Origin of the sequence: Saccharopolyspora erythraea NRRL 2338 (assembly GCF_000062885.1) — a bacterium.
GTDB classification, from domain to species: domain Bacteria; phylum Actinomycetota; class Actinomycetes; order Mycobacteriales; family Pseudonocardiaceae; genus Saccharopolyspora_D; species Saccharopolyspora_D erythraea.
Genome location: NC_009142.1, coordinates 5,856,327 through 5,871,483 on the forward strand (window position 1 = coordinate 5,856,327; position 15,157 = coordinate 5,871,483).

General features: G+C 70.5%; 13 protein-coding genes. All 13 read right to left on the minus strand.

Going from position 1 to position 15,157, the window contains the following annotated elements; all coding sequences use genetic code 11:
- Positions 1-210: 210 nt before the first annotated feature.
- The 13 genes from SACE_RS25260 to SACE_RS25320 all read right to left on the minus strand — a co-directional run bounded on the left by SACE_RS25260 (position 211) and on the right by SACE_RS25320 (position 15,150).
- Positions 211-972, minus strand: coding sequence for a pseudouridine synthase (locus tag SACE_RS25260; protein ID WP_009942377.1), 762 nt, complete (start codon positions 970-972; stop codon positions 211-213).
- Positions 965-1,693: an SMC-Scp complex subunit ScpB gene (scpB, locus tag SACE_RS25265; protein WP_009942376.1), complete on the minus strand. Its 729-nt coding sequence runs from the start codon at positions 1,691-1,693 to the stop codon at positions 965-967. The genes SACE_RS25260 and scpB overlap by 8 nt, the downstream gene beginning before the upstream one ends.
- A 386-nt stretch (positions 1,694-2,079) precedes the next feature.
- Positions 2,080-2,940: a segregation and condensation protein A gene (locus SACE_RS25270; protein WP_009942375.1), complete on the minus strand. Its 861-nt coding sequence runs from the start codon at positions 2,938-2,940 to the stop codon at positions 2,080-2,082.
- Entirely contained in the window at positions 2,937-3,254 is a 318-nt protein-coding gene (locus SACE_RS25275) for a hypothetical protein (protein WP_009942374.1), read from the minus strand. Before SACE_RS25275 ends, SACE_RS25270 begins: the two co-directional genes overlap by 4 nt.
- Positions 3,255-3,306: 52 nt before the next feature.
- Positions 3,307-4,269, minus strand: coding sequence for a ParA family protein (locus SACE_RS25280; RefSeq protein ID WP_009942373.1), 963 nt, complete (start codon positions 4,267-4,269; stop codon positions 3,307-3,309).
- Between the two features lie 189 nt (positions 4,270-4,458).
- Complete coding sequence (gene xerD / locus SACE_RS25285; RefSeq protein WP_009942371.1) at positions 4,459-5,400, minus strand: site-specific tyrosine recombinase XerD; 942 nt, start codon at positions 5,398-5,400, stop codon at positions 4,459-4,461.
- A complete protein-coding gene (locus SACE_RS25290) occupies positions 5,397-6,065 on the minus strand; it encodes an NUDIX domain-containing protein (RefSeq protein WP_009942370.1) in 669 nt (222 codons plus the stop codon). The genes xerD and SACE_RS25290 overlap by 4 nt, the downstream gene beginning before the upstream one ends.
- Positions 6,066-6,872: 807 nt before the next feature.
- On the minus strand, positions 6,873-8,579 hold the full coding sequence (locus SACE_RS25295; RefSeq protein WP_011874648.1) for a CTP synthase: 1,707 nt from the start codon (positions 8,577-8,579) through the stop codon (positions 6,873-6,875).
- 257 nt (positions 8,580-8,836) lie between these two features.
- The gene (locus tag SACE_RS25300; protein WP_009942367.1) at positions 8,837-9,670 is read right to left on the minus strand and encodes a helix-turn-helix domain-containing protein; all 834 of its coding nucleotides are present in this window, start codon (positions 9,668-9,670) and stop codon (positions 8,837-8,839) included.
- A gap of 396 nt (positions 9,671-10,066) precedes the next feature.
- Positions 10,067-11,005 carry a copper transporter gene (locus SACE_RS25305; RefSeq protein WP_009942366.1) on the minus strand — a complete coding sequence of 313 codons (939 nt, stop codon included), beginning with the start codon at positions 11,003-11,005 and terminating at the stop codon, positions 10,067-10,069.
- Positions 11,002-12,186: a putative cytokinetic ring protein SteA gene (steA, locus tag SACE_RS25310; protein ID WP_009942365.1), complete on the minus strand. Its 1,185-nt coding sequence runs from the start codon at positions 12,184-12,186 to the stop codon at positions 11,002-11,004. The genes SACE_RS25305 and steA overlap by 4 nt, the downstream gene beginning before the upstream one ends.
- A 102-nt stretch (positions 12,187-12,288) precedes the next feature.
- Positions 12,289-14,109 (minus strand): DNA repair protein RecN, encoded by a 1,821-nt coding sequence (gene recN, locus SACE_RS25315; protein ID WP_009942364.1) that lies wholly within the window; start codon positions 14,107-14,109, stop codon positions 12,289-12,291.
- Positions 14,110-14,256: 147 nt separating this feature from the next.
- Positions 14,257-15,150, minus strand: a complete 894-nt coding sequence (locus tag SACE_RS25320) for an NAD kinase (RefSeq protein WP_011874651.1) — start codon at positions 15,148-15,150, stop codon at positions 14,257-14,259.
- Positions 15,151-15,157 lie beyond the last annotated feature (7 nt).

Sequence of the window (15,157 nt, forward strand, 5' to 3'; positions counted from 1 at the left end):
CCGTCGCCCAGCTCTGGTCCCAGCGCCCAGCTCTGACTCCGACGTCAAGCTCCGACGTCCGGCGTCCAGCTCTGGTCCCAGCGCTACTCCGCTACCCCGCTGAATCTCCGCCTAGTACTGATTTCGATCCGGACTGAAACCACTAGCGCTATAGACATCAGGCGGCGCAAGACGACAGTCCGAGTCGTCCGGATGCTTCCGCGCTGCCTCTCAGAGCCCGACGGCGCGGTACAGCGAGCTGATCTCCTTGCGGTCGAGCGGCCGGATCGCGCCCTGGCGCTCGGTGGTCAGCCGCACGTCGCCCACGGCGGTGCGGACCAGCCGAAGCACCGGGTGGCCGACCTGCTTCAGCAGCCGCCGCACCACGTGCTTGCGGCCCTCGTGCAGCACGACCTCGACCAGGGCGCGGCCCTCGTTGACGTCGACCAGCTTGAACGAGTCGACCTTGACCGGGCCGTCCTCCAGCTCGATGCCGTTGCGCAGCTCGCGGCCCAGATTCTTCGGGATCGGGCCCGGCACCTCGGCGAGGTAGGTCTTGAGGATCCGGTACGACGGGTGCATCAGCCGGTGCGCCAGCTCACCGTCGTTGGTGATCAGCAGCAGGCCCTCGCTGTCGACGTCCAGCCTGCCGACGTGGTAGAGCCTGCCCTGCCTCTCGCGCAGGTAGTCGCCGATGCACGGCCTGCCCTGGTCGTCGGACATCGTGCAGAGGATGCCCTTGGGCTTGTTGAGCAGCAGGTGCGTCAGGTCCGCGTTGACCATGATCCGGTTGCCGTCGACGTGGATGACCGCGGTGTCCGGGTCGACCCGGGTGCCCAGCTCCAGGACGATCTCGCCGTTGACCTCGACGCGTCCCTCGACGATCATCTGCTCCGCCGCACGCCGCGAGGCCACCCCGGCCTGGGAGAGCACCTTCTGCAGCCGGACGCCTTCCGCGCTGGGCGAGTTGGTCGGGGAACGGTGTTCAGACATCGTCGATCGCATCCACTTCGGGCAACAAGGGGGCCAACGGCGGCAGATCCTTCAGCGAGGACAGGCCGAGCCGTTCCAGGAACAGCTCGGTCGTGCAGTAGAGGATGCCGCCGGTCTCCGGGTCGGTACCGGCCTCTTCGATAAGGCCGCGCCCCACAAGGGTACGGATGACGCCGTCGACGTTCACACCGCGTACCGCGGCCACCCGGGAACGCGTGACCGGCTGCCGGTAGGCGATCACGGCGAGGGTCTCCAGCGCGGCCCTGGTCAGCTTGGCCCGCTGCCCGTCAAGCAGGTAGCGCTCGACGTAGGGCGCGTAGGTCTCGCGGGTGTAGAAGCGCCAGCCGTCACCGACCCGGCGCAGGTCGATGCCGCGCCTGGCTTCGGCGTAGCCGTCCGACAGCCGCCGCAGGGCTTCCCGGATGCGGGCGACGGGCTGGTCGAGCGTGTTCGCCAGCAGTTCCTCACCGGCGGGGACGTCGACCACGAGCAGCAGCGCCTCCAGGGCGGCGTCGAGGTCGTCGTCGGAACTGAGGTCCGGCGCCGCGTTCGTCTCGACAGCGGCCGTTCCGTCCTCGGCTCCGGGTTCTTCGGCACTACCGTCCTCCGCGGCAGCGTCCCCTGCTCCTGTGTCTGACGTCTCCGCAGCGAGCACTTCGGCGACCACCGCGGACGCCGCTTCGGACTTCGAACCCGACTCGGCAGGCCCATCCTCGGCCACTGCGGAATTCGCGCCGGGCTCTGAGGTCGTCTCCGCGGGTGCGTGCGTCGCCGCCAGCAAGTCCTCGACCGCGTCGGAAACCGCGCCGCCTTCGGCAGGCGCTCCCTCCGCGGACGCGGCTCCGCCGTCCGCGCGCTCCCGCGCGCCGTCCGCCTCCGCCGTCGGCCGCCCGGCTCCGCCGTCGCCGCGCTCCGCAGCGCCGTCCGGCTCCGCCGACCCGGCGGCGGCCGACCGCTCCGCCTCGCCGCGGCCCGGCTCCGCCGCGACCGCCGCGTCCGTGGGCGACTCCGTCGCCGCGGTCCCCGGCTCCGCCGGGGAGGGCCCGGCCGGCCCTGCGGGCCCGGCCTCGGGCGCCGTGCCCTCGTGCTCGGCTCCGCTTCGCTCGCTCACCCGTACTCCTCTTCCTCCTGGCTGGCCCGCGCCGCCTCCGCGTCGGCCTGCGCCTGCGCCACGCTGCCGCCGACCCACCGCACCGACAGATCACCGAGCGGGCTCTCCTGCTCGAACAGGATGACGGTCTCCCGGAACAGCTCCAGCAGCGCCAGGAAGCGGGCGACGATCTCGACGGTGTGGCCGCAGTCGGACACCAGCTCGGCGAAGGTCAGAGAACCCTTCTCGGCCAGGCGCACCCGCAGCAGCGCCGCGTGTTCCCGGACCGAGACCTGGTGCTGGTGGATGTGGTCGAGCGAAACGGTCGGCGGTGGTTTCGGCCGGAACACCGCGGCGGCGACCTCGGCGAACCGTTCCGGCCCGACTCCGATCATGACCTCGGGGAGCAGTCCCTCGAACCTGGGGTCCAGCGCCACCGAGCGCGGATACCGCCGCAGCGCCCCGGCTTCGAGCTCGCCGAACAGGGCGGCCACCTGCTTGTACGCGCGGTACTGCAGCAGCCGGGCGAAGAGCAGGTCCCTGGCCTCCAGCAGCGCCAGGTCCTCCTCGTCTTCGACGTCGGCGGCGGGAAGCAACCGGGCCGCCTTCAGGTCGAGCAGGGTCGCGGCGACCACCAGGAACTCGGTGGTCTCGTCGAGGTCCCAGTGCTCGCCCAGCGCCTTGGTGTAGGCGATGAACTCGTCGGTGACCTTGTGCAGCGCGACCTCGGTGACGTCGAGCTGGTGCTGCGAGATCAGCTGGAGCAGCAGATCGAACGGGCCCTCGAAGTTCTCGAGCCGCACGGTGAACCGGCTGCTGCCGCCACCCTGCTGCTCGGTCGGGTCGGATGCCTCGTCCGGGACAGCGGAAGCGGTCACGCGGAGTGCTCCCGACGCAGCCTTCGGACGAGGATCGAGTCGGCACCGCGTTCTTCGAGGTCGGCCAGCAGCACGGCTATCGCCTCACGCACGATCCGGCCGCGGTCGACGGCCACGCCGTGCTCGGCGCGCAGAGCGAGCCGGGCCTGCTCCAACCCGACCAGTTCCTCGGCCGAGACGTACACGGTGATCTTCGAGTCGTGCTTGCCGCGACCGGAGCCCACCCGTCCCGCATCGGTGACCGGCGGTTCCGCGGGCCGAACCGTCGTCCGGAACAGTTCGGCCGCACCGGGCAGCGCGGCGCGGCGGGTCACGCCGTTCCTCCCATCACTCGGCGGCACGACCGCGGAGCACCTCGTCCCCTGGTCATCGAGCCATCACCTCGCGGGCGATCACCTCGCGGGCGAGCGCCCGGTAGGCCCGCGCGCCGGCCGAGCGCGGTGCCCAGCGCGTGATCGGCTCGCCGGCGACCGTGGTCTCCGGGAAGCGGACGGTGCGGTTGATGACGCTGTCGAACACGATGTCCCCGAATGCTTCTACCACCCTGGCCATGACCTCGCGGGAGTGCAGGGTGCGTGGGTCGAACATCGTCGCAAGGATGCCGCTGATCTCCAACTTGGGGTTCAGCCGTTCCCGGACCTTCTCGATGGTGTCGATCAGCAGCGCGACCCCGCGGAGGCTGAAGAACTCGCACTCCAGCGGGATGATCACCCCGTCGGCGGCGGCCAGTGCGTTCACCGTGAGCAGGCCGAGCGAGGGCTGGCAGTCCACCAGCACGTAGTCGTAGTCGGCCAGCGCCGGGCCGAGCACCCTGCCCAGCGTCTGCTCCCGGCCCACCTCGGCGACCAGCTGCACCTCGGCGGCCGACAGGTCGATGTTGCTCGGCAGCAGGTCCATGCCCTCGACCGTGGTGCGCATCACCACGTCGTGGACGTCGACCGACCGTTCCATGATCACGTTGTAGATCGTCTGGTCGAGCTGGTGGGGGTGCACGCCGAGGCCGACCGAAAGCGCGCCCTGCGGGTCGAAGTCCACCAGCAGCACCCGGCGTCCGAACTCCGCCAGGGAGGCTCCCAGGTTGATCGTCGACGTGGTCTTTCCGACCCCACCCTTCTGGTTGCACATCGCCAGCACCGAAGCAGGACCGTGCCTGTCCAGCATCGGCGGCTCGGGAATGTGCCGGAGTGGCCGGCCGGTCGGGCCGACACCCCGGGAGGCTTCCGGCGACAGGTCGATGTCCTCGTCGGCGGTGTCGGGCTTGTGCGGGGCGATGCTCAGGTCGACAGCGCCCCGGGACCGCCCGTCGGCGGAGGGTTGCGGTGTCGACATGGCGATCTGACTCCTTCTGTACCGGCGGCGATCAATCGCAGCCTAAGTGGCATTAACGACCAGCGGCAACGTGCCTCGCCGACATGTCGGAAATGCGTTCAGCGTTCCTGAGATCTTCTTCTACCCTGTCACGCGCCGTCGCGCATGTCGCGGAATCACATCGAAAACCCGCGAGCGATCACGCGGTGATCAATGCCGGGCACGGGGGTGCGCGGTCGCGTGGACCTCGCGCAGCGTGTTGACCGTGATCAGGGTGTAGACCTGGGTCGTCGTCACCGAGGCGTGGCCCAGCAGTTCCTGCACGACGCGCACGTCGGCGCCGCCTTCGAGCAGATGGGTGGCGAACGAATGCCGCAGGACGTGAGGCGAAACACCGCTGCCGATGCCCGCGCGCTCGGCCGCGGATTTCAACGCGTTCCACGCGCTCTGGCGGGACAGGCGGGTCCCGCGGGAGTTGAGGAATACCGCGGAGCTGCCCCGTCCGCGGCCCGCGAGCACCGGTCTGGCCCGCACCATGTAGGCCCCGAGCGCAGCCAGAGCGGGGCGACCGACCGGCACGAGGCGTTGCCGCCCGCCCTTGCCGTCGAGCAGGATCGTGCGCTCGGCTTCGTCCACGTCGTCGACGTCGAGCCCGACCGCCTCGGAGATCCGGGCCCCCGAGGAGTACAGCAGTTCCAGCAAAGCCCGGTCGCGCAGACCGCGGACGTCCTCCCCACCGGTGTTGTCCAGCAGGCGCAGCACGTCGGAGACCGGCAACGCCTTGGGCAGTCGCTTCGGCGGGCTCGGCGGCGAGATCTCCCTGGCCACGTCGACCTCGACGATGCCGTCGGCGTGGGCGAAGCGGTGCAGGCCGCGCGCGGCGATCAGCGCCCGCGCGGCCGACGACTGCGCCAGCGCGGGCCGCTCGGGACCGCCTTCGCGCAGCTCGGCGAGGAAGGCGGACAGGTGCGTCGAGCGGACCTCACCGAGCGCGCGAACCCCCGACTCGAGCAGGTGGTCGGCGTAGCGCCGCAGATCGCGGGCGTAGGAGTCCAGGGTGCTGCGGGCGGTGCCCCGCTCCACCGCGAGGTGGTTCAGGTAGCCGCTGAACACGCTGGAGAGCTCCGGCGGCAGGTCGTCGAAGGACTTCACCGCTCGTCACGTGCGGCCAGGCGCCGGGGACGGTCCCGCCAAGGGGCGTCGGCAGGTCTGGCCTCGGCACGTCCGTCCAGCACGGCCTGAGCCGCGATCAGGCCCGAGACGGCGGGGGCGTTGACGATCTCGCCGGCGAAAACCATCCGTATCGCCTCCTCCAGCGGGAAGCGGCGGATCACCAGGTCGGCTTCCTCGTCCCCGACAGCGTCCGGGCGTTCCACTTCGGACAGGCCGCGCGCCAGGAACACCCGCTCGGACTGGTCGGTGAAGCCCGGCGAGGAGGCGATGTCCACCAGGACCGACCAGTCGTCGGCGGCGAGGCCGACCTCCTCCACCAGCTCCCGCTGCGCCGTGCGCTGCGGGTCCTCGCCCGCGACGTCGAGCAGCCCGGCGGGCAGCTCCCACAGTCGGCGGCCCAGCGGGTAGCGGTACTGGTGGATCAGCACGACCTGGTCGTAGGCGTCGACCGCGACCACCGCCACCGCACCCAGGTGCTCGACGACCTCGCGGCGCGCACGCCCGCCGCCCGGCATGGAGACCTCGTCCTTGCGCAGGGCAAGGATCTTCCCGACGTACACATCGGAGCTGTCCAGCGTGGTGAACTCGTGCTCCCCGTTGGTGCGCTTGATACCGCCTGCGTCTGCGGCGTCGCTCGTGCTCACGCGGCCCACCCTAGAGCCTGATCACCGAAAAGGCCGACTGCAAGGCCACACCGGACCGATCTCCCGCAGTTCCGGGATCCAACGCCCTCTCCAGTCCGCCATCGTGCTGGTCCCGGATCGCATCGGCGATCCGCTTGTGCCGCGTCCTCCGCCTCTCCTCAGGACCGCTTGCGGTGCTCCGGCAGCGGGCACCGGATGAGGGCCCTGCCAGCCCTCCGCCCACTGCAACCATCGGGGTCCCGCTCGACGCGACAGCCACCTCACCGCTGATTTCGCTCCGCACACGAGACCATCACGCACTGGTCAAGATCGATTCACAGTAGGCCGGAGTCCAGTGAAAGCCGCCACCCCGTTTCCGGCATCTCCGACACCGCTCCAACACCAAGCCTTGGTGCCGGCGAAATCGCCATACAGCGCACAAGCAAGTTCCGTGCACCGCACGTCGGCAATTCACCAGTCCCGAACGCACCAGGCACTGGAAAGACCCCTACTCAGGCACTAGTGCCAACGTTCGGCATCCCTCGATCCACGCGCCTTCTGAGCGCGCTCCCCGGTCGACACGGCATGCTCGGAACGGCCCGGCGGTCACCGCATGCCCGCCACGCCTACTCGCCGCGGCTGTTCAACCTGTCCGGGATCACGCCCCGAACCGCCATCGACTCAGCCTCGTCGCCGACACCACACCAGTCCCTGCAGCACTCGCAGTGCAAACCGACCCTCACCGGCCACGTCCGACTCACACCAGGCGGAAGGACGGGCGGCTCGGGACCACCTGCGATCCCGAGCCGCCCGACCTGTTCGCCGCGGCTACACGCTCGCGGTGGACTCCTGAACGCTGTCGGAGATGTCCACCGGCAACCGCTCCGCTGCCCGGTACTCCAGCGCGGCGTTGACGAAAGCCGCGAACAGCGGGTGCGGGCGGGTCGGCCTGCTCTTCAGCTCCGGGTGCGCCTGCGTACCGACGAAGAACGGGTGCTGGTCGCGGGGCAACTCGACGAACTCGACGAGCCGGCCGTCCGGCGAGGTGCCCGAGAACACCAGCCCGGCCTTGCTCAGTCGGTCCCGATAGGAGTTGTTCACCTCGTAGCGGTGACGGTGCCGCTCGGCCACCTCGGTCTCGCCGTAGGCCTCGGCGACCACGGAGCCGGGCACCAGCTTCGCCGGGTACGAACCGAGCCGCATGGTGCCGCCCATGTCCCGGTCACCGGAGATCACGTCGTGCTGGTCGGCCATGGTGCTGATCACCGGGTGCTGGCACGGCTCCTCGAACTCGGTCGAGTTCGCCCGCTCCAACCCCGCCAGCGCACGCGCGGTCTCGATCACCATGCACTGCAGGCCGAGGCACAGGCCGAGCGTCGGGATCCCGTGGGTACGGGCGTAGCGGATCGCACCGAGTTTGCCCTCGATGCCCCGGACGCCGAAGCCGCCCGGGATCAGCACGCCGTCCATGCCCGACAACGCGTGCGCCGCGCCGGACTCGGTCTCGCAGGTGTCGGAGGGCACCCACGCGATCTCGACCTTGGCCCGGTGGGCGAATCCGCCGGCACGCAGCGCTTCGGTCACCGAGAGGTAGGCGTCGGGCAGGTCCACGTACTTGCCCACCAGAGCGATGCGCACCCGCTCGGACGGCTTGTGCACGCGGTCGAGCAGGTCTCCCCACACCGACCAGTCGACGTCGCGGAACGGCAGGCCCAGACGCCGCACGAGATACGCGTCGAGGCCCTCGCTGTGCAGCACGCGCGGGATGTCGTAGATCGACGGCGCGTCCGGGCAGGCGACGACACCGTCGGAGTCGACGTCGCACATGAGCGCGATCTTGCGCTTGAGGTCCTCGGGCAGTTCCCGGTCGGCCCGGCACACCAGCGCGTCGGGCTGGATACCGATGTTGCGCAGCGCCGCCACCGAGTGCTGGGTCGGCTTGGTCTTCAGCTCACCGGAAGGCGCGAGGTAGGGCACGAGCGAGACGTGCAGGAAGAAGCAGTTGTCCCGGCCGACGTCGTGACGGACCTGCCTGCACGCCTCCAGGAACGGCAGCGACTCGATGTCGCCGACCGTGCCGCCGACCTCGGTGATGACCACGTCCGGCGTGCGGCCGTCCTCGTCCGGCTCGGCCATCACCCGGATCCGTGCCTTGATCTGGTCGGTGATGTGCGGGATCACCTGCACCGTGTCGCCGAGGTACTCGCCGCGGCGTTCCTTCGCGATGACCGCGGAGTAGACCTGGCCTGTCGTGACGTTGGCGTTGCGGGTCAGGTCGCGGTCCAGGAACCGCTCGTAGTGGCCGATGTCGAGGTCGGTTTCCGCGCCGTCCTCGGTCACGAAGACCTCACCGTGCTGGAACGGGTTCATCGTTCCGGGGTCCACGTTGAGGTAGGGGTCGAGCTTCTGCATGGTCACCCGCAGCCCGCGGGAAGTCAGCAGTTCGCCCAGGCTTGACGCCGTGAGCCCCTTACCCAAAGAGGAGGCCACGCCCCCTGTGACGAACACGTGCTTGATCGTGCGTGCTTGCGGCACCAAGAAAGCTCCCCGTGGTCAAGCCGTCGCCGGGCTGATGTTCTGCGCTGGCAGGACGGCTGGATCCGTCGCTCCCACGGAATTCCAGCCTATCGCACGGCCGCGGCGGGTCGCACCAAGCCCCAACGCTGCCGGGCCCGCTGGATGCGGCAGGTCAACCGCCATCCGGGTCCATTGCCCCGGACACGGCGTGTGCACGACCTGGCCAGCCCGTCGCAATCCCACCTGGTGACGGTCGACACCGAACGCCCCTTGCCTCAGCTCGCGCCCCGGCCCACCACCTCCTCGACGAACGCCGCCGAATCCTCGCGTGTCATCGACAGCGCCTCCAGTTCGGCCAGCGCCTCGCGGTACGCCGCCACCTCCGGAGCCTCCTCGAAGTAGACGCAGTCGACGCGCCCGGTCACGAACACGATGTCGGGGTGCGCGTTCTGCCTGAACTCCAGGATCGAGAACGGCGCCTCGACCGGCACCGCCCCGGCCGAGAACGGCAGGACCCGGAGCCGCACCTCCGGGCGAGCGACTAGCTCCAAGAGCCTGCTGAGCTGCTGCTCCGCCCCTGAAGCACGGTGCAGCGCCGACTCCGAGAGCACGAAGTCGAACTCGGTCTCGCGGTCCTCGAGCACGTGCTGCTGCCGCTGGAGGAGCAGCTCGAGTCTTCGTTCAAGAATCGAGCCCTGAGCCGAGGCACCGCGTCCCATCGCCGACGCCGCGTAGTCGCGGGTCTGGAACAGGTCCGGGATCAGTTCCGCGGCGAAGCCTCGGATCACGTTCGCTTCCGCCTCGAGCCCCACGTACACCTTGCGTTCGGTAGGCAGCACATCTGCGAAGCCCTCCCACCAACCTCGTGCGCGGGCCTCGCGTGCGAGCTCCACCAGCCGTTCCCGCTGCTGCGGGGTCGCACCGCACACTTCGGCCAGAGCGATGACGGCGTCGATTCCCACGCCCTGCTTGGCGCTCTCGATCTTGCTGACTTTTCCCTGTTGCCAACCGAGGCGGTGGGCCACGTCGACGTGGGTCAGGCCGGCCGACAGGCGGAGTCGCTTGAGTTCGGACGCGAGGACCCGGCGGCGCAGGGTCGGGCTCACCATTTTCGCCCCTGGGGAGGGCGCGACCTCCCGAGGCGAGGTCGCCACCTCGCCGGGGTCGTGGACTGCGGCGGCAGTGGAGGCAGAGGCAGTAACCGAGAGAGGAGCGGAGGCGGATGTCGATGTCATGACTCCACCTTCCCGAGCCCCAGCTCGGCAGTCCAGGAATACCACCTGTTCGAATGATTGTTTGAAGAATTCGAGCAAATCGAATAATTCCCGTGGATCATCTGGTGCATGGACCTCAGACCACGATCCGGCGCAGGCCCCCTCCCCCTTGAGCGCCGGATCCCATGGCCGGGCGGGCACGCCCCGAACACGCCGCCCGGCACGCCTCTGCCCGCCCACCGTCGACCGCGGTGGGCGGGCAGAGGATCCGGCTACCGGGCTCGTCCCCGGTCAGCCTCGCGAACCGGGCAACGCCCCCTGGGCGTTGCCCGCGCTGCCGTAGTGACCGGACTGGCGGTCGAACTGCTCCCGCAAAGCCATGATCACGGCGACCCGTCCTGCGGCCGTATCGGTGTTGTCCACGGTGGACACCAACGATGCGATGGAGTTGTCGGCCCGGACGATGCCGACCGGGCCGCTGCCGTCGGCCGAACCCGCGGTACCGGCGAGGACTGTTCCGGCACCGGATCGGTCGAGCTGGGTGGCCATTCTCGCGAGGATCGCCGAGCGGGCACCGGCCGACTCGTCCTCCACGCGCGCACGGGTCAGCACCACCGCCGCCTGCGCCGGCTTCACCTCCTGCGCGACGTGGGCGAAGCCGCCCGCCGTGAGTCCGGCGAGCGCGGCCGTTCGCTCTTCCGCGGAGGCGTGGGGCTGGCCGGCCCTCGGGTCGAGCAGGCTGACGGGCCCCAGCAGTCCGCCCGCGAGCGTTCCCGGGTCCGCCGAAGCGGGAACCTGCACCCCCGTGGGCAGCAGCTCGTTCACCACCTGGCGGAGCTGGTCCGCCCGGTACGGATCCGTGACACCGTCGGTGAGCTGCAGCTCGCCGGTCACGGACGCTCCGGCGGCCGAAAGCAGCTCCTTGAGGGCGTCGCGATCCGCCGGGTCCACCCGGTGGTCGCTGATCAGCACGACCGTTCGCCCGTTCAACTGACCCTGCACCGCGGCGGGACCGATCGCCCGCCCGAACCGGTCGGCTCCCTCGACCTGCGCCCTGAGCGCGTCCCGCTCGGCGCGCAGCTGTTCGGTTTGGCCGTCCAACGAGTCCCGGTCCGCCACCACGCTGGAGAGCAGGCGTTCGCTGACCGAGGTGGAGCCGAGCACGACCCCCAGTGCGAGCGCGAGGAACACGGCGGCGACCGACACGATGTGGTATCGCAGCGAGATCACGTGAAAAGCCCCTTGAGGTATGCGAAGACGGCGTTGCCGGTGTCGGCGAGCACGTCGAAGTACGAAGAGCCGAGCCCGGATGCCACCAGGGCGATGAACGTCGCCGCCAGCGCCGCCACCGCCAGGAGCAGCACCGCGCTGACCGGCGTCCTGCTGCTTTGCAGCGTGGTCAGCGCGGTGCCGTCCACGACCTTGCCTCCGAGCCGCAGCCGGGTCAGGAAGGTCGAGGGGTTGGAGCCGGAGCGGCCGCGGTCGAGGAACTCGTGCAGGGTCGCCTGGAACCCGACGGTGACCACCAGACTCGCGCGGTGCGACTCGGCCAGCAGCAGGGCGAGGTCCTCCGGGTTGCCCGCGGCGGGGAAGGTCACCGCCCCGATGCCCAGGTCCTGTATCCGTTCGAGTCCGGGAGCGTGACCGTCGATATGCGCAGGGATCACGACTTCCGCACCGCACTTCAGGGTGTCGGTGCTGATGTCGGCGGGGTCGCCGACGATGACTTCGGGGCGGTAGCCCAGCGCGCGCAACGTGTCGGCGGCGCGCTCGACACCGATCAGCACGGGCCGGTACTCCCGGACGTATCGCCTGAGCCGCTTGAACTCCTCGGCGTGACCCTGCCCGGGAGCGAGCACCAGCACGTGGCGCTGCTCCATCGCCACGGTCAGATCCGGAACGCCGATCCCGTCCAGGATCAGCATCCGCTCCCTGCGGAGGAACTCGATGGTGTTGGCGGAAAAGGCCTCGAGCTGTGCGGCCATCCCCGCCTTGGCCTCGATCATGTGGTCGGCGACCGAGTCGGCGTCCTGTTCGTTGCCGCGGCCGACCTCCCGGTCGCCGACGAAGATCCCGCCTTCGTGCAGCCGGATGCGCGCGCCGTCGCGCAGGCGGTGCATGATCGCGGCCCCCGCCCCGTCGACGAGCGTGATACCGGCGGAGAGCAGGACTTCAGGGCCGAGGTTGGGAAACCGCCCGGAGATGGAGGGGGAGGCGTTCACGACTCCGACTACCTCCGCGGCGACCAACGCCTCCGCCGTTCGCCGGTCGAGATCCGGCTGGTCCAGGATGGCGATGTCGCCGGCGCTGACGCGCCGCAGCAGATCACCCGGCCTGCGCTCGACCCTGGCGATCCCGACGACGCCGGGCAGACGCTCCTTGTCCCGGGAAAGCAGTCTGCTGAACCTCATGCGCAGATGGTGACAAACCGATCACGTGCGGTCGTCACGCCACGCCGGGAACATTACGCCGTCTGTCGCATTGTCAACGCGATCGAACGGTTCTGCGCCTGGTCAGCGTCGGCTGCGTGCCGCGGTCCTCTTCGCGCGCCGTCCGGACTTCTCGCCGTTCTCCGTCCAGCCGTCGCGCGACTTGTGCGAGCTCGCGGTGGCGAGCAGCTCCTCGGCGTGCGCACGGCCGGTCTCGGTGGAGTCGAGTCCGGCGAGCATCCGGGCGAGTTCGGCGACCCGCTCCTCGTCCGCGACGGTGCGCACATCGCTGCGCGTCAGCCCGCCGTCGCTCGCGCCCTTGTCCACCACCAGGTGGCGGTCGGCGTACGCGGCCACCTGCGGGAGGTGGGTCACCACGATGACCTGGTGGGTCCGCGCCAAGCGCGCGAGGCGGCGACCGATCTCCACCGCCGCGCGCCCGCCGACACCCGCGTCGACCTCGTCGAACACCAGCGTCGGCACCGTGTCGGCGTCGGCGAGCACGACTTCCAGGCCGAGCATCACGCGCGAGAGCTCACCACCGGAGGCGCCCTTGTGGATGGGCAGCGCGGGGGCGCCCGAGTGCGCCACCAGCTGCAGCTCGACCTCGTCCACCCCGTCCGGACCGGCGTGCACCGTCCGGCCGTCCACGGTCAACGCCGACGTGTCGGAGTCGTCGGTCTCCCTCGGACGCACGACGACCTCCAGCCGCGCCTGCGACATCGCAAGGCCGGCCAGCTCCGCGGTCACCGCGCCGGCCAGCCGCACAGCCGCCTCGGCACGCCCCGCCGACACGATCTGCGCGTGCTCGGCGACCTCGGCGGCCAGCTCGTCGCGGCGCGCCGCCAGTGCGGCCAGCGCCTCGTCGGAGGTGTCCATCCCGGACAGCCGCTGCCGGGCGTCCTCGGCCCAATCCAGCACGCCGTCGATGTCGGCCGCGTACTTCTTCGTCAGCTGCTTGAGCTCCGCCTGCCGTGCGAGCACCTGCTCCAGCCGCGCCGGGTCGGCGTCGAGGCGGTCCAGGTAACCGCCGAGCTCGGTTCCGACGTCGGCCAGCACGGCTGCCGCCTCGGCGACCCGCGGCTCCATCTCCCTGAGCACGGGGTCTTCAGCGCCACCGAGACGGCGTCGGGCATCTCCGATCAGTCCCATCGCGCCGGGCGCGTCCGGATCTCCGTCGACGGCGCCGCTCAGCGCGATCTGTGCGCCCGTGGCGATCTCCCGGAGCTGGTCGACGTCGGCGAGCCGACGGGCCTCGTCGACCAGCGCGGTGTCCTCACCGGGTTCGGGGGCGACGGCGTCGATCTCGGACAGCCCGTGACGGAGCAGGTCGGCCTCCCGGGCCAGCTCCCGCGAGCGCTGGGTGCGCTCGGTGATCTCCCGCACCGCCTCGGCCCATTCGGACCGGGTGCGCTGGTAGTCGGCCAACGGCCGGAGCACGGAGTCGCCCGCGAACCGGTCGAGGACCGCGCGTTGCTCTCCCCCGCGCAACAGCCGAAGCTGGTCGTTCTGCCCGTGCACCGCGAGAACCTGCTCGGCGAGTTCGGAGAGCACTGCGTTGGGCACCGAGCGGCCACCGAGATGCGCTCGGGAGCGGCCGTCCGCGTTGACGTTGCGGACCGCGATCAGGCTGCCGTCCTCGTCCGGTTCCGCTCCGGCGTCCCGAGCGACCTTGGCGGCCGGCGACTCCGGCGTCGTCTCGAACCGGCCCTCGACCACCGCGCGTGGGGCTCCGGAGCGAACGCGCGACGCGTCCGCCCGGCCACCGCCGAGCAGGTGCAGCCCGGTGACCACCATCGTCTTGCCCGCACCGGTCTCGCCGGTGACAACCGTCAGACCCGGGTGAAGTTCGAGCGTAGCGTCGTCGATGACGCCCAGGCCCTGGATGCGCATCTCCGCCAACACACCAAGCACCCTAGCCGCACCGCCGTTCGGGCGGGGCGCCGCCAGCCCGATCAACGCGCTCCGGGCGAGCGGAGCGATCAGTCGGCCAAGTCCTCGCGCACCGCCGATCTCGCCGTTCTCAGTAGTCAGAGCGCATTCGAGAGGTCGTCAGTCCGTCACGGGCCCGCGCCAGCCCTGCACCGGCAGCTCGAACTTGCCAACCAGCCGGTCGGTGAAGGCCGTGTCGTGCAGGCGAACCAGGCGGACCGGGGTGTTGCCTGCGACGACCTCCACGCGGGCTCCGGCAGGGAGGTCGAAGTGGCGCTGTCCGTCGCAGCACAGGACCGCGTCGTGGCCGTTCTGCGCGATCTCCAGGGCGATCAGCGACTCCCTGGAGACGACGAGCGGGCGGGAGAAGAGCGCGTGCGCGTTGCTCGGCACGACCAGCAGGGCCTGCACCTCCGGCCAGACCACCGGCCCGCCTGCCGAGAACGCATACGCGGTGGAGCCGGTGGGCGTCGAGCACAGCACACCGTCGCAGCCGAACGCCGAAACCGGGTGGCCATCGACCTCGATGACCACGTCGAGGATGCGCTCGCGGCTGCTCTTCTCGACGCTGGCCTCGTTGAGCGCCCAGGTGGTGGCGAGGATCTCACCGTTGAGAGAGGCGGTGATCTCCACCGTCATCCGCTCCTCGACGTGGTAACAGCCCTCCACCACGGCGTTGACCGCCTCGTCGAGCGCGTCGGAGTCGGCCCCGGCCAGGAATCCGACCCTGCCGAGGTTCACCCCGAACACCGGGACCTGCGCCATCCGCGCCAGCTCGGCGGCGCGCAGCAGCGTGCCGTCGCCGCCGAGGACCAGGACGAGCTCGGTGCCCTTGGCGGCCAGCGGGCCGGTCTTCACCGCCTGGGTGTAGCAGGCCGGGTCGAGCTCCGCGGCCTCCTCGGCGAGCACGCGCACCCGTATGCCCGCGCCGAGGAGCTGGCCTGCGACCTTCTCAGCGGTCCGCAGGTTGTACTGCTTGCCGGTGTGCACCACCAGCAGCAACTCTCGGGTCAAGGGTCAC

Coding starts and splice junctions, on each gene's coding strand:
- SACE_RS25300 (WP_009942367.1), bottom strand. CDS start 9,670: ATGGTGAGCCCGACCCTGCGCCGCCGGGTCCTCGCGTCCGAACTCAAG.
- SACE_RS25280 (WP_009942373.1), bottom strand. CDS start 4,269: ATGTCGACACCGCAACCCTCCGCCGACGGGCGGTCCCGGGGCGCTGTC.
- steA (WP_009942365.1), bottom strand. CDS start 12,186: ATGAGGTTCAGCAGACTGCTTTCCCGGGACAAGGAGCGTCTGCCCGGC.
- SACE_RS25260 (WP_009942377.1), bottom strand. CDS start 972: ATGTCTGAACACCGTTCCCCGACCAACTCGCCCAGCGCGGAAGGCGTC.